Origin of the sequence: Lactobacillus sp. UMNPBX16 (assembly GCF_002553775.1) — a bacterium.
GTDB classification, from domain to species: domain Bacteria; phylum Bacillota; class Bacilli; order Lactobacillales; family Lactobacillaceae; genus Lactobacillus; species Lactobacillus crispatus.
Window position 1 is genome coordinate 13,993 of record NZ_PCYU01000039.1, and the last position, 20,803, is coordinate 34,795.

19 protein-coding genes and 2 pseudogenes are annotated in these 20,803 nt (G+C 36.0%); 20 read left to right on the forward strand and 1 reads right to left on the reverse strand.

Going from position 1 to position 20,803, the window contains the following annotated elements:
• The first annotated feature begins 108 nt into the window (after positions 1-108).
• Both CP367_RS08845 and CP367_RS08850 read left to right on the forward strand, forming a co-directional pair.
• Positions 109-1,104 carry an aldose epimerase family protein gene (locus tag CP367_RS08845; RefSeq protein ID WP_089146094.1) on the forward strand — a complete coding sequence of 332 codons (996 nt, stop codon included), beginning with the start codon at positions 109-111 and terminating at the stop codon, positions 1,102-1,104.
• A gap of 132 nt (positions 1,105-1,236) precedes the next feature.
• Positions 1,237-1,470 (forward strand): hypothetical protein, encoded by a 234-nt coding sequence (locus CP367_RS08850; protein WP_005719540.1) that lies wholly within the window; start codon positions 1,237-1,239, stop codon positions 1,468-1,470.
• 56 nt (positions 1,471-1,526) lie between these two features.
• Here CP367_RS08850 and CP367_RS08855 read toward each other — a convergent pair whose 3' ends face one another.
• Positions 1,527-2,483: a LacI family DNA-binding transcriptional regulator gene (locus CP367_RS08855; protein WP_013086589.1), complete on the reverse strand. Its 957-nt coding sequence runs from the start codon at positions 2,481-2,483 to the stop codon at positions 1,527-1,529.
• Positions 2,484-2,668: 185 nt separating this feature from the next.
• Here CP367_RS08855 and CP367_RS08860 point away from each other — a divergent pair, with 185 nt between their 5' ends.
• The 18 genes and pseudogenes from CP367_RS08860 (at position 2,669) to CP367_RS08945 (ending at position 20,776) form a co-directional block, all read left to right on the forward strand.
• Positions 2,669-3,925 (forward strand): extracellular solute-binding protein, encoded by a 1,257-nt coding sequence (locus tag CP367_RS08860; protein ID WP_089146093.1) that lies wholly within the window; start codon positions 2,669-2,671, stop codon positions 3,923-3,925.
• Positions 3,926-3,937: 12 nt separating this feature from the next.
• The gene (locus tag CP367_RS08865) at positions 3,938-4,813 is read left to right on the forward strand and encodes a carbohydrate ABC transporter permease (protein ID WP_023488657.1); all 876 of its coding nucleotides are present in this window, start codon (positions 3,938-3,940) and stop codon (positions 4,811-4,813) included.
• Positions 4,814-4,827: 14 nt separating this feature from the next.
• Positions 4,828-5,661: a carbohydrate ABC transporter permease gene (locus CP367_RS08870; protein WP_023488656.1), complete on the forward strand. Its 834-nt coding sequence runs from the start codon at positions 4,828-4,830 to the stop codon at positions 5,659-5,661.
• Between the two features lie 26 nt (positions 5,662-5,687).
• Entirely contained in the window at positions 5,688-6,800 is a 1,113-nt protein-coding gene (locus CP367_RS08875) for an ABC transporter ATP-binding protein (protein ID WP_005719533.1), read from the forward strand.
• A gap of 9 nt (positions 6,801-6,809) precedes the next feature.
• Positions 6,810-9,011 (forward strand): alpha-galactosidase, encoded by a 2,202-nt coding sequence (locus tag CP367_RS08880; RefSeq protein WP_089146092.1) that lies wholly within the window; start codon positions 6,810-6,812, stop codon positions 9,009-9,011.
• An 11-nt stretch (positions 9,012-9,022) separates the two neighbouring features.
• The gene (gene gtfA, locus CP367_RS08885) at positions 9,023-10,465 is read left to right on the forward strand and encodes a sucrose phosphorylase (RefSeq protein WP_089146091.1); all 1,443 of its coding nucleotides are present in this window, start codon (positions 9,023-9,025) and stop codon (positions 10,463-10,465) included.
• Positions 10,466-10,639: 174 nt separating this feature from the next.
• Positions 10,640-11,251 (forward strand): GTP pyrophosphokinase family protein, encoded by a 612-nt coding sequence (locus CP367_RS08890; RefSeq protein WP_176714030.1) that lies wholly within the window; start codon positions 10,640-10,642, stop codon positions 11,249-11,251.
• Positions 11,252-11,257: 6 nt separating this feature from the next.
• Positions 11,258-11,695 (forward strand): annotated as a pseudogene (locus tag CP367_RS08895) (response regulator transcription factor); the annotation flags it as partial.
• A 69-nt stretch (positions 11,696-11,764) separates the two neighbouring features.
• Positions 11,765-12,406, forward strand: coding sequence for an IS607 family transposase (locus tag CP367_RS08900; protein ID WP_061204417.1), 642 nt, complete (start codon positions 11,765-11,767; stop codon positions 12,404-12,406).
• Complete coding sequence (locus tag CP367_RS08905) at positions 12,387-13,631, forward strand: transposase (RefSeq protein WP_233186501.1); 1,245 nt, start codon at positions 12,387-12,389, stop codon at positions 13,629-13,631. Before CP367_RS08900 ends, CP367_RS08905 begins: the two co-directional genes overlap by 20 nt.
• Positions 13,632-13,825: 194 nt before the next feature.
• Positions 13,826-14,074: pseudogene (locus CP367_RS08910) on the forward strand (winged helix-turn-helix domain-containing protein); the annotation flags it as partial.
• 8 nt (positions 14,075-14,082) lie between these two features.
• Complete coding sequence (locus CP367_RS08915) at positions 14,083-15,360, forward strand: cell wall metabolism sensor histidine kinase WalK (RefSeq protein WP_089146089.1); 1,278 nt, start codon at positions 14,083-14,085, stop codon at positions 15,358-15,360.
• A gap of 46 nt (positions 15,361-15,406) precedes the next feature.
• The gene (locus CP367_RS08920) at positions 15,407-16,579 is read left to right on the forward strand and encodes an MFS transporter (protein ID WP_089146088.1); all 1,173 of its coding nucleotides are present in this window, start codon (positions 15,407-15,409) and stop codon (positions 16,577-16,579) included.
• Between the two features lie 10 nt (positions 16,580-16,589).
• Complete coding sequence (locus tag CP367_RS08925) at positions 16,590-16,994, forward strand: OsmC family protein (RefSeq protein WP_089146087.1); 405 nt, start codon at positions 16,590-16,592, stop codon at positions 16,992-16,994.
• 3 nt (positions 16,995-16,997) lie between these two features.
• Positions 16,998-17,510, forward strand: coding sequence for a DUF805 domain-containing protein (locus CP367_RS08930; RefSeq protein ID WP_013086579.1), 513 nt, complete (start codon positions 16,998-17,000; stop codon positions 17,508-17,510).
• Between the two features lie 51 nt (positions 17,511-17,561).
• Positions 17,562-18,314: a hypothetical protein gene (locus CP367_RS08935; protein WP_005728136.1), complete on the forward strand. Its 753-nt coding sequence runs from the start codon at positions 17,562-17,564 to the stop codon at positions 18,312-18,314.
• Between the two features lie 145 nt (positions 18,315-18,459).
• A complete protein-coding gene (locus tag CP367_RS08940) occupies positions 18,460-19,959 on the forward strand; it encodes an SH3-like domain-containing protein (protein WP_089146086.1) in 1,500 nt (499 codons plus the stop codon).
• A gap of 94 nt (positions 19,960-20,053) precedes the next feature.
• A complete protein-coding gene (locus CP367_RS08945; RefSeq protein WP_013086576.1) occupies positions 20,054-20,776 on the forward strand; it encodes a Fic family protein in 723 nt (240 codons plus the stop codon).
• Positions 20,777-20,803: the final 27 nt, after the last annotated feature.

Consider the following 20,803-nt stretch of genomic DNA (forward strand, 5'->3'; position numbering starts at 1 on the left):
AAACGAGATCTGTTGGATCTCGTTTTTTTGTTAGCGGTAACTCATATATTCTGATGGTTAAATAATTTATAATATTTATGAAAGCGAATACAAAAGAAGGGCAAGAGTATGAAGACAAGTTTTAGAAAATATGGCAGAAAAGATAATAAAGATCTTTGTGAAATCACACTAGAGAATGATCACGGTATGGTAGTTAAGGTATTGAACTATGGTGCTACATTGGAAAAGGTGTTGCTTGATGGTGAGAATATGATTTTGTCACTGGATAAGCCAGAAGATTACGACAAGGAGCGTAATTATCTAGGCGGTACGGTTGGACGTATTGCTGGAAGAGTGAGACGAGGTTTATGGCGGCACGGCTTAGAATTACATCAATTACCAATCAATGAAGGGCCTAACCACATTCATGGTGGTATTGGGACTGATACTGAAATTTGGAATTTTAGACCTAGTTGTAATGAAAAAGGTGCTCGTGTTGATTTAACACTTTTTGATCCAGATGGGCATAATGATTATCCTGGTAATTTAAAATTACACGCTCGTTATGAGTTAGATAATAACAATATTCTGCATTATTCATTGGGTGCCATGAGTGATAAGCTGACTATTTTTAATCCGGTTAACCATACTTTCTTCACATTAGGTGAAAAGAAAATGATTAATGACTTGCAACTGCAAATGAATGCTGATTATTATATTCCAGTTGATGAGACTGGCTTGCCTGATCGTGGTATGGAAAAAGTTGATGGAACAGCATTCGATTTTAGAAAAGCTAAACGTGTAGGGGATGCTTTGGAGTCTGATGATCCGCAAATTAAGAATCGTGATGGGTTGGACCACCCATTTATCTTGAACGGTAATCAGCCGGGTGCAGTTCTGACTTCAGGCAAGCACAAGTTAACGGTCACGACTAATGCGCCATCTCTGATTCTGTACACTGGTAATGGCTTTGACCACACCGGCAAGTATACAGCTGACTTTGGTCCATATTGTGGGATTACGTTTGAAGCTCAAGTGCCGCCAGCAGAAGGTGATGATTTGGGACGCATCACGCTTTTACCTGGTGAAAAATTTAAGCGTACCGTTGATTGGAAGTTTGAATAAAAATATGGAGAACATCCTTACTGAATGAAGTGGTAGGGATGTTTCCTTCTTTGGATATTATGATTTGATTTTACAAGTAAATCCATATTAATATTTAAAATATTTAGAAATCAACTGAAAGGTATAGTAAAAATGATGACAAACGAAAAGATTATTGCTTTAGTCAAGGAAGAATATCTAAACAAGATTCCAAAAATTTTTCGCAAGCATGCTGTTGAAGGCACTTGCAAGTTAATCGCTAGAGAACATCCTGATTTATACAAGGCTTTTGAAGATGGTGAACCAACCGCAGAAGAAAAACAACAAATGACAGAGTTGATTAACGGGATTTTCGAACAAAGAATGAAAAAGCATAAGATGTTATAAAAAGACGCTGGAATGTAATGATTATTAGATCGCTACATTCTAGCGTTTTTTTGATTTTAATTTTGATTTATTAAACTAACAGGTAGCGTATAAACACTTTCTAATGAAGCGGATGGGTCATTAATTTGGCGTAAGAGTAAATCACTCATTAATTCAGCAATTTCTTTTGTATGTTGCCGAGCGCTAATTAAATTTGGAAAAAGATTTTGAATTAAGTGAGTGCCATCAAAACCAGTGATTAAAGTGTCTTTTTTTAAGTAATCCGCACATTCTTTGGCTAATAACGCTGTAATATCATCGGTACAACATATCGCATCATAATTTTTATTCTTTAAAAATTGAAGAATGGCGATTTTTTTAGCAATAATTGAATCACTTGCACTGAGAGAACGAAGATCAAATTTAGCATTAAAAGTATTAAATACACGAATCATTCCTTTGATTCGATCACTTATCGGATAATAATCTTCTTTAGCCCCAGCAATAATAATAATTCTATTTTTCTTTTGCTTTAAAACAGATTGTGCAATTTGCATGCCTGCATCGTAGTTGTTAGATTGAACAGTCGGAATTTGAGGACTAATTTTACGGTCAAAGCTAACAATAGGAAACTTTATTTTTAGTCCTTTTTTAGGAATCTTAATAGGAGAGCTGGTAATCAATCCAGCAATTTCTTTTCGCTTAAAACGTTCTAAATAATAATTGATATCTTGAGATTGATAATGATCCAAATGAAGAATGGAATCATATCCTTTGTCTTGCAAATAAAAGGCTAAATATTCAAATAATTCAGAATAAAAAGGATTATTGATTTTTGGAAAATCAACCTCAATTAAATTTAATTTAGATGTAGTATTGACTGTATTTTTTGTTTTGTAGCCTAATTTTTTTATTGCTTCTTTAACCTTAAGAGCAGATTCAATACCTACATATCCATTTTGATTAATATATCTTGAAACTGTTGCTATCGAAACGTTTGCTTCTTTAGCTATATCTTTAATAGTAACTGCCATATTTTTTCACTTCCTTATGTAAATATTACACATTTAAAATCTTATATCATAGTATTTTTACTTATTTAAATGTGTAAATTTGTGTAAATCCATCGAAAACTGTAAATAGAAGTGTATGATGTAATTGTAAATATGATAACGCTTACTTAAAGAGAGCGATATTTGATCAAGAGGAGTGAAGATTTATGAAAAAGTGGCTAAAAAGAATGGCTTTAATTAGCTTAGTCGCTACGATGGCTTTAAGTTTGACAGCTTGTGGTCAAAATAAAAGCAGCAATTCTGGTAAAAAAGTGACAATTGAGTACTTTAACCAGAAAAAAGAAATGTCAGCAACTTTGAAAGAAATTATCAAAGACTTTGAAAAGAAAAATCCTGATATTCATGTCAAAGAAGTTGACGTTCCTAATGCAGGTACAGTTTTGAAGACAAGAATGCTTTCAGGAGATGTTCCTGATGTAATTAATATTTACCCACAAAATATTGATTTTCAGGAATGGGCAAAAGCAGGTTATTTTGAAGATATGACTCATGCTTCATATATTAAAAACATTAAAAATCACTATGCTGATTCTTTTAAAATTAACGGTAAGATTTACAACGCACCACTTAGTGCCAACGTTTACGGTTTCTTCTATAATGCAACTGAATTTAAGAGATTAGGAATTAAAGCTCCTAAGACTTGGGCCGAATTTGAACAAATTGTTAAAAAAATCAAGGCTAGTGGCAAGGCACCATTTGCTGTAGCTGGTACTGAACCTTGGACTTTAAACGGATATCACCAATTATCTTTAGCTACTGTTACAGGTGGTGCTAAGCAAGCTAACCAATTACTTAGGTTCTCAGCGCCTAACGGCATTAAAGTAAACAATCCTTATATTCAAAAAGATTTTACTAGATTGAACTTACTTCGTGAAAATGCACAACAAAATTGGCGTGGTGCTAGTTACAACGATGCTGTTGTTTCATTTGCTAATGGTAAAAGCTTGATTATGCCAAACGGTTCATGGGCATTACCTATGATCAATCAACAAAAGCCAAAATTTAAGGTTAGAACATTTGCTTTTCCAGCAGCAAAGGCTGGTCATGAAATGACAGTTGGTTCAGGCGACTTAGCTTTGTCTATTTCATCAAAGAGTAAGCACAAAAAGGCAGCAGAAAAGTTTGTAGCATATATGACAACACCTGCTGCAATGCAAAAGTACTATAACGTTGATGGAAGTCCTGTAGCCGTTAAAGGTGTAAAGCAAAAGGGAATTAATTCTCAATTGGGAGGCTTGTCTACTTTGGCTTTCACTAAACACGATATGGTTTGGTTAGCACAAGACTGGACTAGTGAGAATGATTTCTTCAATTTGACGGCTAGTTATCTGATGGCTGGTAATAAGCAACAAATGGTAAATGATATGAACACCTTCTTCAATCCAATGAAGGCTTCTAACTAGGAGGATTAAAAAATGAAATCAAAAAGTTTTATTGAAAAACATTGGGGTTGGTTGTTTTTAATCATTCCATTGATTTTACAAGCAATTTTCTTCTATTTTCCACTATTTCAAGGTGCTTTTTACAGTTTTACTAATTGGACTGGTTTGACTTATAACTACAAGTTTGTAGGAATTAATAACTATAAATTATTGTTGATGGATCAAAATTTTGCTAAATCCATTGGTTTTACTGCAATTCTAACTATTTCATTGATTATTGGTGAAATTGTAATAGGTATTTTAGTAGCTAGAGCATTAAACTCAAAGATTAAGGGTCAAACATTCTTTAGAGCCTGGTTCTTCTTCCCAGCTGTATTGTCAGGTTTAACAGTTGCTTTGATTTTTAAGCAAGTATTCAATTATGGTTTGCCAGCAATTGGTAATGCACTTCATATTGAATGGCTTCAAACAAGTTTATTAGGTACTAATACTGGTGCGGTAATTGCAACTATTTTCGTTTTGCTTTGGCAAGGTGTGGCAATGCCAATCATTATCTTTTTAGCGGGTTTACAAAGTATTCCCGATGAAATTAAAGAAGCTGCGGAGATGGACGGTGCTAATAGTCGTCAAATCTTCTGGAACATTGAATTGCCATACATGTTACCAAGTATTTCAATGGTCTTTATTTTGGCATTAAAGTCAGGTTTGACAGCCTTCGATCAAATCTTTGCAATGACTGCGGGTGGTCCTAACAACTCAACTACTTCACTTGGTTTGCTGGTTTATAACTATGCGTTTAACAATAACTCATTTGGTTACGCCAATGCGATTGCCATTGTCTTGTTCATCTTAATTGCTATTGTTTCATTCATTCAAATTAAGATTTCTAACAAGTATGCCGTTGATTAAAGAGGAGTATCAAAATGGAAAAAGAAAATAAATCAAAGAAGTTTTGGGATTATGCTTTACTGATTGTCGGTGGAATTCTGATTTTAATTCCATTGCTCTATACATTTTTAAGTTCATTTAAGACAACTAAGCAAATTATGAATCATTTCTTTGCTTGGCCAAATCCATGGACAACAGCTAACTTTCAAAGATTGTTTTCGGATGGAGTAATGGGTTACTTCTGGAACTCAATTGTCATTACGGTTTTATCAATTGTCTTAGTAATGATTTTCGTCCCAATGGCTGCTTACTCTATTGCTAGAAATATGTCAAAACATACAGCCTTTAATTGGATGTATATCTTGCTAATCATTGGTATCTTCGTACCATTCCAAGTAATTATGATTCCAATTACTGTCATGATGAGTAAGATTGGCTTAGCTAATATGTGGGGCTTGATTATTCTGTATTTAACTTATGCAGTTCCACAAACATTGTTCCTTTATGTAAGCTATATCAAACAGAGTGTTCCTGAAAGTTTGGATGAAGCAGCAGAAATTGACGGTGCTAATAAGATTACCGCATATTTCAAGATTATCTTCCCATTATTAAAACCAATGCATGCAACAACATTAATCATTAATGCAATGTGGTTCTGGAATGACTTTATGCTTCCACTGTTAATCTTGAACAAAGATTCAAAGATGTGGACATTGCCATTGTTCCAATACAACTATACAGGTCAGTATTTCAACGATTACGGTCCAAGTTTTGCTTCATATGTAGTAGGTATCATCACAATTACAATTGTTTACTTAATTTTCCAAAAGAATATTATTGCCGGTATGAGTAACGGTGCTGTGAAGTAGTTAAGAATAGAGACGAGGTTTTAACAATGGTTAAGGTAGATTTAGATCACGTATATAAAAAGTATGATGGTAATGATAAGTATTCAGTAACGGACTTTAATTTACATATTAAAGACGATGAATTTATCGTTTTTGTTGGGCCATCTGGGTGTGGTAAATCAACTACTTTAAGAATGATTGCTGGACTAGAGGATATTTCAAAGGGTACTTTGAAAATTGGTGGTAAAGTTATGAACGACGTTGCTCCCAAGAACCGTGACATTGCAATGGTATTCCAGAACTATGCTTTGTATCCTCACATGTCTGTTTATGACAACATGGCCTTTGGTTTGAAGTTGCGTAAGTATAGCAAGGAAGATATTGATAAGCGAGTACAACGTGCTGCAAAGATCTTGGGCTTGACAGATTACTTAAAGCGTAAGCCATCAGCACTTTCTGGTGGTCAACGTCAGCGTGTTGCTTTGGGACGTGCGATTGTGCGGGATGCTCCAATCTTTTTAATGGACGAACCTTTGTCAAACTTGGATGCTAAGCTTCGTGTAACAATGCGTGCCGAGATTGCTAAACTACACCAACAATTGAAGACAACTACTATTTATGTAACTCACGATCAAACTGAAGCTATGACCTTAGCTGATAGAATTGTCATTATTAAGGATGGTAAGCAACAACAAGTTGGTAGTCCACTTGAAGTATATAACAAACCAGCTAATGTCTTTGTTGCTGGTTTTATCGGTTCGCCTGCTATGAACTTCTTCCATGTAATTTTAAAGGATGGCAAGATCATTGATAAAGATAATCATGACTTTGAAATTCCAGTTCCAGAAGGTAAGTTAAAGGCATTAAAAGAAAAAGGATATGACGGAAAAGAGTTGATCTTTGGTATACGTCCAGAAGATGTTCATACTGAGCAAGTATTTTTAGAAACCTATCCAGACAATGTTGTTGAAGCTAAAGTGGTAGTTTCAGAATTGTTAGGTGCTGAAACTCAGCTTTATACTAAAGTTGGTAATACTGAATTGGTATCGAAGGTAGACCAAAGAGACTATGCTAAGCCTGGCAATATGGTAAAGATGGGCTTTGAAATGAATAAGGCGCACTTCTTTGATCCTGAAACTGAAGTAGCAGTTGAGAACTGAGGTTAAGTAATGACTAAAAACTTAATTACATTTGATGAAAAAAATAAAGTTTTTCATTTGCATAATGACCAAATTTCATATCTGATTTCAATTGAAGATGGTGGCACACTAAGTCACTTGTATTTCGGTAAAAGTATCAAAGCGTATCATGGTGAATTGCGGTACCCACGACTTGATCGAGGCTTTTCGGGTAATTTACCCGGATCATTAGATCGTACTTTTTCAAAAGATTCTTTGCCACAAGAATACAGTAGTGCAGGCGAAATGGACTTTAGAACGCCAGCAATGATTGTGCGCCAACCAGACGGTTCTAATGCAGTATTTTTAACCTATGAAAATTATCAAATTGTGCCAGGAAAGCCTGAACTAAAAGGTTTGCCTCATGCATGGGTAAAGAATAAGGATGAAGCTGAAACTTTAATCATTACTTTAAAAGATAAGTTTAGTGAGCTGAGATTTGACTTGCTTTATACAATTTATCGTGATCGTTCGGTAATTGTGCGTTCGACTAAAGTTAGAAATGCTGGCAAGGAAACGGTAAAAATTGAAAAAGTAGCTTCGATGCAAATGGATTTCGTAGATCGTGACTTTGACATGATTACACTGCCAGGTGCCCATGCGCATGAAAGACGGGTTGAACGAAACAAGGTTAATCAAGGAATTCATGTTTATTCCAGCATTCGCGGCACTTCAAGTCACCAAATGAATCCATTTGTTGCTTTAGTTGATCAAGATACAAATGAGTTTGCTGGGGATGCATATGGTTTCGCCTTTGTTTACTCTGGCAATCACAAGTTTGAAGTAGAAAAAGATCCGTATGCGCAAACCAGGATTGTTGTTGGCATTAATGATTACAACTTTAGCTGGATGCTAAATGCGCAAGAGAGTTTCCAAACACCTGAAGTATTAATGGTTTATTCAGATCAAGGTTTGAATAAGATGAGCCAAGCTTTCCATAGTATCATTCATGATCGCATTATGCGAAGCAAATACAAAGATCAGGTTCGGCCAATTGTGGTGAATAACTGGGAAGCAACTTACTTCGATTTTGATGAAGATAAGTTAAAGCCAATTGTTGATAAGGCTAAGGAATTAGGCATTGAGATGTTTGTGCTTGATGATGGTTGGTTTGGCCATCGCGATGATGATAATTCTTCCTTGGGCGATTGGCAGGTCTTTGAGAAAAAATTCCCTCATGGCCTAGATCACTTTGCCAATTACGTTCATCAGCAAGGGCTTAAGTTTGGTTTGTGGTTTGAACCAGAGATGATCTCAATTGATTCTAATTTGTATCAAAAGCATCCCGATTATTTGATGCATGTTCCTGGAAGAACACCAAGTCCAGCTCGTAACCAATACTTGCTTGATTTAGGCCGAGCAGAAGTACGTAATAATATTTTTGACCAAATGAAAGCAATTCTTGACTCAGGCAAGATTGACTACATTAAGTGGGATATGAATCGCCACTTGTCTGATATTTACCAAGCTGATTTGCCAGCAGATCGACAAGGCGAAGTCTATCACCGTTATGTATTAGGTCTATATGATTTACTTGAAAAAATTGTTGATCGTTATCCTGACCTCTTAATTGAAGGCTGCTCCGGCGGCGGTGGTAGATTTGATGCTGGTATGGCGTATTATAATCCGCAAATTTGGGCTAGTGATGATAGTGATGCAATCGATCGGTTAAGCATTCAATATGGCACTAGTTTAGTCTATCCACAATCAATGATGACTTCACATGTTTCGGTTAGTCCTAATGAGCAAAATGGCCGGATTACGCCGTTTAAGACGCGTGGTATTGTCGCAATGTGGGGGGATTTAGGTTACGAGCTTGATTTAACTAAATTAAGCGAATCAGATCAAAAGGCTGTTGCTGAGCAAGTAGCTGAATATAAGAAAATTAGAGCAGTTACTCAATATGGTACTTTTTATCGCTTGAAAAATGCGCAAGAAGGCAACCAATGTGCATGGGAAACTGTTTCAGCTGATAAAAACGAAGTAATTTTATCTACAGTTAAGGTCATGGCCAGTGCACAGCCATACTTCACTAAGACTAAATTAGTTGGTCTTGATCCAAATAAACAGTATGAAGATCAGGTAACCCACCAAGTATATGGCGGTGACGAATTGATGAACCTGGGAATTTATGATCCGGTTGAACACGGCGATTTCATGGCTTATCAGTATCACTTTAAAGCAATTAACTGAGGAAGTTTGTAATGGCAATTAAAAACAAAGTAATGTTGATTACTTACCCTGATAGTTTAGGTAAGAATCTAAAAGAATTAAATGAAGTTTTACATGAGGACTTAAAAGGCGCAGTTGGTGGCATTCACTTGTTGCCGTTTTTCCCATCAACTGGTGATCGCGGCTTTGCTCCAACTGACTACACTACTGTAGATCCTAAGTTTGGCGATTGGGCTGATGTCGAAAAATTAGGTGAAGAATATTACCTGATGTTTGACTTTATGATTAATCATATTTCTCGTCATTCTAAGTATTATCAAGATTTTCAAAAAAATAAGGATCAAAGTCCTTATGCAGATTTATTCTTAAGCTGGGATAAATTCTGGCCAAAAGGTCGTCCGACCAAAGAAGATGTGGACTTAATCTATAAAAGAAAAGATCGTGCCCCATATCAAGAAATTACTTTTGCCGATGGGACGAAAGAAAAACTTTGGAATACTTTTGGTCCGGAACAAATTGATCTTGATGTGCGTAAGCGAGTAACACAAAAATTTATTAAAGAGACCTTAGTTAGCCTAATTCATCACGGAGCCGATATTATTCGATTGGATGCCTTTGCTTATGCTGTCAAAAAGCTAGATAGTAATGATTTCTTCGTAGAACCAGAAATCTGGGATTTGCTTAAGCAAGTACAAGATGATATTGCCGATGAAGGTGCAACAATTTTACCAGAAATTCATGAACACTATTCAATGCCGTTCAAGATTGCTAAACATGGTTACTTTATCTATGATTTTGCTTTGCCAATGGTAACCTTGTATTCACTGTATTCTGGTGAAAGCAATCGCTTGGCAGCTTGGCTGAAAAAGTGTCCAATGAAACAGTTTACGACTTTGGATACACATGACGGAATAGGTGTAGTTGATGCCCGTGATATTCTCTCTCCTGAAGAAATCAATTATACCAGTCAAGAGCTCTATCAAGTTGGCGCTAATGTAAAGAAGAAGTATTCTAGTGCTGAATACCATAATCTTGATATCTACCAAATTAATACTACTTTTTACTCTGCTTTAGGCGATGATGACCAGAAATACTTCATGGCACGGTTATTGCAAGTCTTTGCGCCAGGGATCCCGCAAGTTTATTACGTGGGGATGCTGGCTGGCAAGAATGATCTTGAATTACTAGAAAAAACTAAGGAAGGACGCAACATTAATCGGCATTATTATAGTCGCCAAGAAGTAGCTGAAGAAGTTAAACGACCAGTAGTTAGTTCACTCTTAAAATTATTTACTTTTAGAAACAATGAACCTGCCTTCGATCTTGATGGTTCAATTGAAATTTCTACTCCAAATGAAAATGAAATCCAAATTATTCGTAAAAATAAAGAGCAAACTAGCCAAGCAGAATTAAAGGCTAATTTAAAAGATTTAACTTATCAAGTTGTAGTTAACGGCAAAGAAATTAAATTTTAATCTTTTCCCTCTAGACCAAAAATAAATAATAGCAATATAAATAAGCAATCCTGCTCAATTTGAGTATAGGTTGCTTATTTTGGTTACTAACAACTTATCACAAAATAAATTAGCTTTATTCAAATAAAAATCAAATAATCTTGTTATGCTTAAAGAGGGAAGAAGGGATAAATGTTGAATATTTACGGGAAATACGCCCCAACTTTAGATAAATTGCTTGGCCAAATGATGGCGCAGTTTGAGCAGTTAAATAAAAATTATGAAAAAGAACACGGCGAACGACTTTATGAACATTTACGTGGTCGGGTAAAAAGTGAAGCTAGTATGGAAGGTAAATGCCAAAGAAAAAATTTACCATTGACGCCACAATCAGCTTTGCGTGTTAACCGTGATAGTGTTGGTCTCCGTGTAGTTTGCAATTTTATTGATGATATTTATACTTGCATTGACTTTATTAAACAATGGGATAATGTCAGTGTCTATCAGGAAAAAGATTATATTACTAATGCTAAACCGAACGGTTATCGTTCATATCATATGATTCTTGATGTGACTATACCCGATGGGGATGTTGACGGTAATATACCGGGTCATTATTTTGTTGAAGTGCAGCTAAGAACTATCGCCATGGATACTTGGGCAAGTCTAGAACATGAAATGAAGTACAAGCACAAGATTAATAATCCTGAGATGATTGGCGAAGAATTAAAAAGAGTAGCAGATGAATTAGCTTCTTGTGATGTATCAATGCAGACGATTCGACAATTAATTAGGGAAGAGGATTAGTAATTAATGAAGATTTTAGTAGCAGAAGATGAACCACAGCTATTGCGTGTTTTAACCGTTGCCATGGAACATGCTGGTTATGATGTTGATCCAGTAGACAATGGACTAAAGGCAGTGGAACATGCTAAAGAAAATTCTTATGACGTAATTATGTTAGATATCATGATGCCAGTCATGGATGGAATTACTGCTTTGAAAAAGATCCGTGAGAGTGGCGACAAGACTTATATTTTAATGTTGACCGCTAAGGCCGAGGTTGATGACCGAGTAACTGGACTTGATAGTGGTGCTGATGATTATTTGACTAAGCCGTTTTCACTTAAGGAATTGCTAGCACGGCTGCGTTCAAAAGAACGTCGAGAAGATGATTTTACACCTAATAAATTGGAATTAGGGGATGTAACTTTAAATGTATCTAAGCAAGAGTTAATTACTAGTACATCAAAGCATATATAGTTGTATATGATAATCTATAATTATAAAATAGACTTATTGAAAGGGTAAGTTTATTTTATGGAAAAAATTTTAAAAATTGGCGAAGCTGCTAAAATGCTTGGCGTTCAAGTTCATACTCTGCAAGTTTGGGATAAAACTGGAAAGCTTAAAGCTCATCGTACTCCAACCAATCAGCGTTTTTACTATGAATCTGAAATTCGAAAAGTTATAGGATTGCCGACTGAACCGCCAATAAAAAGGATCAATGTTGCTTATGCTCGTGTGTCTTCACATGGTCAAAAGAATGACTTAGCTCGACAGCTTGAGTATATTAAAAATTTTGCACAAGGCAATCAAATACCTCTTGATCGTGAAATAACCGACATTGGCTCAGGTTTAAACTATAAAAGATCTAAGTGGAATAATCTCCTTGAAGATGTTGAAAATAAGAAAATAGCTAATATCTACATCACCTATAGAGACAGATTTGTAAGATTCGGGTTTGACTGGTTCGAACGATTTTGCAAGCGTCATGGTACTAATATTGTTGTTTTAAATGATGTTGATACTTCACCAGACAAAGAATTGGTTAGCGATTTAACATCAATCATACACGTATTTTCATGCCGACTTTATGGTTTAAGAAGATATGAAAAGAAAATCGAAAACGATAAGCATTTGAAAGGAGATGAAAATAAGAATGACAAGGATAGTGACTAGAACCTATCGTCTTTATCCAGACAAAACCATGAAAATTGTGCTTGATCAGCTTTGCGATTATCGCAGATGCTGCTGGAATCAAGCATTGGAATTATGGAATGATCTTTATGATGACAGAAGAATTCTGCCTTTTTACGCTTATCGCTTTGTTCCTAATAAGAATGGCATCAAAGAAGAAAAGATTAATCTTAAGACAATGCCCAATTGGCGTCTGGTTCGCAACATGATGGTTGAGCAGAAGCAGGACTGGCAATATCAGTATTCTGCGCATTTGCTTCAACTGGCGGTTCAAGATTTAGGCAAAGCCTGGCAGGCATTTTTTGATAAATCACAAGCCAGACAAGGCAACCCCGGCTTTAAGTCCAAGAAGCTTCCTAAACAGGGTTTTAAAAGCGATCAAGCAAAGTTAAAAGACGGCTTGCTCTATCTTGAAAAATCACGAGAATACAAAGGCGAATGGCATCCAATCAAATTTAAAGGCAGAATACTTTCTGACAAGTTTGGCGTTCTTTCTATTACAAGAAAGAACGATAAATATTACCTGTCCATTCCTTTCAAGGTTGAAGATGCCAAGCCTTGGCCAAAGTCTGGAAAATATACAGCAGTTGATGTCAATGTCGGCCACTTCAATTATACTGAGGGCAAGCAATTGGTTCTGCCCAAAAGCCTGACTAAATCATATAAGAAGATTGCATTCTATCAAAGAATGCTGGCTAAAAAGAGAACCGTCAATGGTCTGATTAAAGGCACGCAATCAAACAGATACGCTAAAGCGAGAGCCAAGCTGCAGCGTGAGTATGAAAAGTGTGCCAATATCCAAAAGGACCTGATGCATAAGTTCACTATTAAACTGGTTAAAGACTATGACAAGATCGTCATTGAAGAGCTGTCGGTTAAAGACATGCTCATGAGTCACGCAGCTTCTAAAGGCGTGCATCGGTCTATGTTTGGAACTTTCAGACAGCTTTTGGCTTATAAGTGTGAATGGTATGGCAAGGAATTGATTGTTGCCAACAAGCTTTATCCATCAACGCAAAGATGTGCCAATTGCGGATTCGTCAAAAAAGGCGATGAAAAGATCACCTTGCAAGGCAATCAAAAGCATGGCACCAAGCACAATGAATATGTCTGCTACAAATGCGGATATAAAAATGACCGCGATCAAAACGCGGTCAAAAACCTGTATGCTTTAATTGAGCATCCGGAGCTGAACAAAGCAGCTTAAAGATAAAACAAATTATTAAAAACGAGGCTGGGCTTACAGCCTTTATGTCGGAAGAGTCGGTCAATGCGATTGCCTCACTGGATGAGATATCGGAATACTGATGAGGACGCCGATAAGAAAAATGCAAATACGTTAGACCATAATGCGTACAAATTAAACAAGATACTGTACACATTTATATACATTTTTCATAGCAGTTAGTTAGTCATAACTCAATTCGTTTGAGCGGAACTGAGACCCAGTTGATGAATTACTTTTTATTAAATCAAAATAAGGAATTATCAACGGAAGAATTGCTTAATCATGTTTGGAAAAATGATATTGATGCAAACGCTGATGTAGTTTGGATTTATATTTCATACTTGCGACAAAAACTGAAGTCAATTCAAAGTTCAGTTCGAATTGAAGGCGATAAGGCTGGCTCGTATAAGTTAGTTAAGTAGGTGAGCAGATGATTCAAAAATTTCGTTGGAAGTTTATTGGTACTTCTGTTGCTGCCTTATTTGTAGTCCTATTGTTGACCTTAGGCGGCTTAGTTTGGGTGACTCATGTTCAAAGTCAAAATGAAGTCGATCGGGTGCTGATAGCTTTAGTTAAAAATGAAGGACATTTATCACCTAAAAATGCCAAGCCAGCTTTTGGTGACCAACGCGATCCAATTAATCGCAATTTTTTAGGTGGGCAATATAATCCTGAAGCGGTTTATCAGTATCGCTATTTTGCAGTAATGATTGATGAAAGTCATCGCGTACATGTGATCAACGATAATAATGTTTACAAGGTTAATAATTCTAAGATTCAGAATATTACCAGAGCAGCTTTAGAAAATGGAGACAAAAGCGGTGTAGTCGCCCTAGGGCAAAATCAATATGCCTTCAGAGTTGCTAAAAATTCTACTGGTGAAACGATGATTGTCTTTTTAAATGAGACCCTAATTTTTAATCGTTTTTGGTTATTATTCAGGGTAGCTTTAGTTTTAGGATTAGGAGCTTTGATTGTCTTCGCTTTAGTTTTGATTTTAGTTTCAGGTAAAGCAATCAAGCCTACTGTTGATGCTTATCATAAGCAGCAGGAGTTTATTACTAATGCTGGTCATGAATTAAAAACACCATTAGCAGTTATTTCAGCGAATACAGAAATGGAAGAGATGCTTGGCAATAATTCTGAATGGAATGAAAGCAATAAAGAGCAAGTAGCAAAATTAACCAAATTAATTAATCGTTTGATTTCGTTAGCTCGTACCGGCGAGATGGGTGAACTTACCTTAAGTAAAATTGATTTTTCAAAAATTGTTGAAGAAACGACTAAAGATTTTAAATCAGTCATGAAGAAGAATGACTTAGTTTATCAAGTATCGGTGCGTGAAGGGCTGAATGTTTTAGCTGAAAAACATACTTTAGCTGAGATAGTTAACATCCTATTGGACAATGCCCAGAAATATTGTGATCCTCATGGCAAGATTCAGGTAAAATTGACTAAAGGTGGTACCTTAAGTAAATATGCAGTTTTGCGGGTAGAAAATACTTATCGTGAAGGTAAAGGCAAAGACTATAGTCATTTCTTTGATCGCTTTTATCGTGATGATAAGTCACATAATTCTAAGAAAGGTGGCTTTGGCATTGGTCTAGCCATGGCACAGGAATTAGTGGAAGCTTTTCATGGTAAAATTTCGGCCCACCACAAAGGTGAAGACATTGTTTTTACTGTTAGTTTAAAAATTGCTAAATGATCATTCTGTGATAGTTGTATAATTAGAGCAGAATTGGGGGATCATTTTGGCGAAGAGAAAATCAATTTATACCAAAGATGTTGTCCTGGTTATGGCAGCATCTTTCTTTTTTATGTTTAGTACAATGTTTGTTAATCCTTTGATTAATGGATATGCCAAAGAATTAGGCGCTAGCAGTGCTTTTGCTGGAATCATTGTCGGGATTATGAGTTCAGCAGCAATGTTTTTGCGACCGGTAGCTGGCAATTTAACCGATAAATTTTCTAAATACCGCTTATCGTTTATTGGCGGCACTTTAATTTTTGTAGGGGTAATGGGTTACGTTTTGACTCCCTCAAGTGGTTGGCTTTTGCTCTTTAGGTTAATTAACGGCACCGGTTATGTCCTGTGCACAGTTTGTATGACTACCTGGCTTGCTTTTTTAGTGCCGCGCCAACATGTTGGTGAAGCAATGGGCTTTTATGGTTTAATGAATGCTTTGGCAATGGCGTTAGCTCCAGCAGTTTCGATTAATATTTATCAAAAAATAGGTTATCGAACAAGTTTGGTGGCATCAGCTGTTTCAGCTTTACTAATGATTGTAGCAATTCAGTTTGTGGGTGATCATGCTTTGCATAAAAAGCGCGTCCGAACGCAGAAAAAGAGTTTCAAAATTATTCAATTTAATGTCCTACCGGTGGCAATTTTGACAACTTTATTTGCTATCCCGTATTTTGTAACACAGGCAGATATTGTAACTTATGTAGAACAAAAACATCTGACTGTCGCAGTTGGATCATATTTCTTGATCTATGCGGTTGTTTTGTTGATTATTAGAGTAGGACTAAAAAGGTATTTTGATACAGTACGTTTTGGCGTCTGGTTTTGGCTAAGTCTAGTTTCAACGGCTACTTATATTATCTTGCTCGCAATAATGAATAATGATTGGCAAATGGCTTTAGCGGCAGCTTTAATGGCGTCAGGCTATGGGATCATTTATTCAGTTTTGCAATCAACTGCGCTGTTGTTAGCACCGATTGAAGAACAAGGCTTAGCTAGTGCTACTTTTTATTTAGGATTAGATATTGCTATGGCCTTTGGCCCGATGATCAGTGGTGTAATTGATTCTGCTTTACCGATAGAATGGTTCTATCCAGTAGAATTAGTCTTAGTTCCATTGATTTTAGTAGTTTATTTCATTTGGCGTAAGCGTTTGAATGGCGCAATTGACCATCATTAGAGGGAAAAATATGAGCGAATATGTAGTTAAATCTAAGTTAGAAGATAAAGAATGGCAAATTGCCAACCAAGTACGTGATCATGTTTTTGTTTGTGATGATGTTAAACATGATGCAGGTCCCAACCCAGTTGAGTATCTATGTGGTAGTGTTAATTCATGTATTGTGATGTCGGCAGGGATGATTACTAAAGCACATCAACTTGATGTTAAAAATTTTAGGGTAGAAAATCAGGCACAAACGGAGAATCTCGGTCATGGTAAATCAGTAGTAACTGAGATGAAGATCAAGGTCTTCTTTGACTCGGCAATGACCAGAGCCGAGAAGGAAGAATTTTTAGCTCATACTTTGCATGTTTCCACTGTTTATCAAACTATTAAAGCAGCTGTCAAAATTTATGTGGAATTAGGAGAATAAGCGATGAGCGAGCCATATTACAAACAAGAATACCAGGGTGAAAGAAAGTTAGATGGTGAGGCCCCAGTTTTTAGTTTTGGTCAAATTATGAAAGAAACTTTTCTGCGACCATTTACCTGGAATGCAAGAACTACCAGAAGAAGTTTCTGGATTGGCATCATTGTAAGCGAGATTTTAATCTGGATCGGGGGCATTATTACTTTTTGTGCTACACTTATGCCAGTTTCACATTATGAAAATGATTCTGTTGATATGATTAATGGTTTTGCTTTCAATAGTAACCATATTTCAGCGATAGTAATTATTGGCATGATCATTTGGGGCTTGATCTATCTTTATTTGAAATTATGTCAATTAGGCCTAGCTGTAAGAAGATTGCATGATATCAATTATACAGGTTGGTGGATTCTGTTAATGCTGATACCGTTAGGTTGGATTTTTGTTCTGTATTTTGCAATTCAGCCAAGTAAGCAAGAACCAGTGAAATGGGGGACGTATCTTTACCTTTACGAATAATAAAAAATGTTATAATTGAACTATAAGAGATTACGTTAGGAGATTATATCGATGAAAACTAAGAATTTATTTACTTCATTAGCTGCCGCAGTGATGCTTTCAGCTGGTTTAGCTGGTGCAGGTGTGTCTGCTGCAGAACCAGTTCATGCAGCAACTACACAAACTTCAAGCAAAAAAGGTACCATTAGTATTAAGCGTAGATCAGTATCAGCTACAGTTAATAATGCTAATCCTAAGCTTTACGCTGTAAACCAAGATGGTAAAATCGTAAAGTCAATGGATTCAAATTATACTAAAGGTCAAACCATCCAGCTTTACTTCTCTAACGAGGCTAAGAACGATCAAGGTTCTGTTACTTTCTATTATGTTGACAGTCAAACTGTAGATGGACAACAATGTGCAATTTATGTTGTTTCGACTGATGTTACCCCTTCAGCAACAGTTCCAAGTCAAGCAGACTGGTACAAGCAAGCACAAAGTGACCAAAAAGCCATTCAAGATGCTTACAATAATAGAGCATTAAAGTACATCGTTGTTTCACCTAAGTCAAAAAAGGGTGCAAAGATCTACTACGCATATAAGAAGAGTGCTAAGGCTAAAAAGGTTTACTTTAAGGCAACCAAGAAGAAGATCAAGTACGGTAAGAAGTACAAGTCATCGATGATCGTTAAAAACGGTAAGAGCAGATATGCTTATATTGGTAAGAAGAGATACTTAAAGACCTCTACTATTAAAGTAGTAAGTGCTAAGTACGCACCAGTTCAATTATCAGATGATTTGAAGAACTTAATTGTTCAAAACTAGAAAAAGTTAATAAAAATTGTAGCGTAAAGGATGAATTATTGTCCTTTACGCTTTTTTGATCTAAAAATTAATAATAATATTGATAAAAAATCTCACTGACCTACAATAGACTTTGCGTTATTTTTAGGGAGTTGTAAAAATAAGAATGAAGAGAGTAAAAGTCTATTTAGGATTAGCTTGTTTGATGACGTTATTATGTTTGAAGCCGCAAGTGGTTTGGGCGCGAGAACTAAATCCATTTCAGACTAAGATGATTAATCCGCATACGTCTTATAGAATTTATCAAAACTTAACTCGTAAAGGTCCGTCAAGAAGTCTATGCCTTGCTAATACGTTTAAACATGGCAATGTTCAAGCCAGTGCAGTTAGAAAAGTTCGCGGCAATAAGTATTGCTATGTTTGGTTAGACGGACATAGAGGCGGTTGGGTCAATCAGCGAGCTTTTTTAAGAAGAAAAATTGCAGTTGTACATCAGATTAGTTTAGTGAAGAATTCGCATTATAGTTTTCCAACTAGGGATGCGATTAATTATGCAACAGATGCAGCAGGAACGGTAATTGAGCCAAGTAAAGTTAAAGTATCTCGAGCAGAAGTTTCATCAAGTAAAAAGGAAAGCTATCGGGTAAGTTATTCTTATGGTAAAGCTCATGCTCAGACAGTTGTTCAAGTGAGAGCTAATGCTAGAGAGGGCATTGTTAAAGCAACCAAAAAACCACAAGCTGGAGACAGTGCTCGTAGCTGGTTTAAACACTATAAGACGTCTGGTAATTGGGGTAGAAGCTTTGCTCCGGAAACTAGACCGCATGTTTTGAAAAGTGGACATTTTAGACTGAAAACCTATTTCTATCAACCTGCGACTTTATGTCAAAGTGATTCGGTAACTGGAACGGTGGGACCAGTACCAGAAGGATTGACCGTGTCAAATGGTTCAATGTATGCAACAATGTATCATTCACCACATGATACACGTGCTCACATTGTTTCTTATCAGTTTAATCATGTACCTAATCGCTATGTTATGCAAAAGTTGTCATGGCTACCCTGGTCACAATTTCTGCGGCTTGCATCCCATGTTAAGATAAGCCCATATATTAAATTGGGACATGGACAAGCAATCGGTTCAACTCGAAAGTATATTTATGTGATTGCTAATAACCATTTATTGCGCAAGAGCTCTCAATCAGAAGAAATTATGCAGATTAGTAAAAACAATTTGCAAATTAAACAGATTTGGACTTTTAAAGTTTGGAATCATTCAGCTAGAACAGGTCGTTATTTCCATAATGCTACTTTTGTAAATGGTCACCAATTTATTGCCGTTTACCATGATGCCACAGACCACCGTTTTGAATATTGGGAAGTTATTCGTCAGGGTAATAGTTGGTATCCTAAAGAGATTGGCGCTACTAGAGGAGATTTTATGCGCAATGATTCTCCCGTTCAAGGAATTACCTATGACAAGCATAAAAAACAGATTTATTTGGCCTTTAATGATTATTTGTTTAAATTGAAACGCTCAGGTAAAGTGCTGGCTAGAGGTCACTTTCATACAGGTCGTGAATTTGAGGGGATTAGCGTAAATGGTCGCCATCTTTATGCGGAATTAGCTCAGCGACCAGAGTTATTGTGGCAGAGGATAAGATAATTAAAATTTTAAATTTTTATGTATCTTCTAATAGTTGAATTTGTACTGTATGATATTAGTAATGATTATTAGATAAAAATAAGGGAGTGAGAATATGCAATATCCTGATAAATTTCATTTGACGCAAGATCAGAACAGAAGATTTGCTAGGAAAAATCTTGTTAGATTAATATTTACTAATTCACGTTTTGAAGGATTGACTACGACATTGCCTCAAACCCAAACCATTGTTGATGGAATGAGTGCTGCAGGTGTGTCAATAGATGATACTAACGTAATTGTACAGTTAAAGAGAGGATGGCAATATATAATTAATGAAAATAAGCCTCTTTCTTTGAAAATTGAACAAAACATTAATTTATTAGTAGCACGTTATGATTCATTAGATCCAGGAAATTTTAGAACTGGGGAAGTTACAGTTGAGTTGGGCAATAATCGGGGAGAGTACAAACCAGATAGTCTAAACTATAAACAAGAAGAAAAATTTTTTGATGAGTTAATGCATAGTGATACTTCAATTGCAGATAAGGCAATGACGTTGATGTATCATAATATGCGTAATCAATTATTCTGGGACGGGAACAAGCGCACTGCTACACTAGCTGCAAATAAATTAATGATTGACCATGGGGCAGGACTAATTAATGTTCCACTAGATAGATGGGATAAGTGGAATGAATTAATTAGTAAATATTATTTGAGTGGAGAAATGAATGCTCTCAAAGACTGGACTTACGAAAATGGTATTCAAGGTGTTGTGTTGAATAAAAACTCAAATCTACCTAAACCAGATATTAACCCAACTGATTATGACTAGATACTAAAGTAGACCATTAAGGTCTGC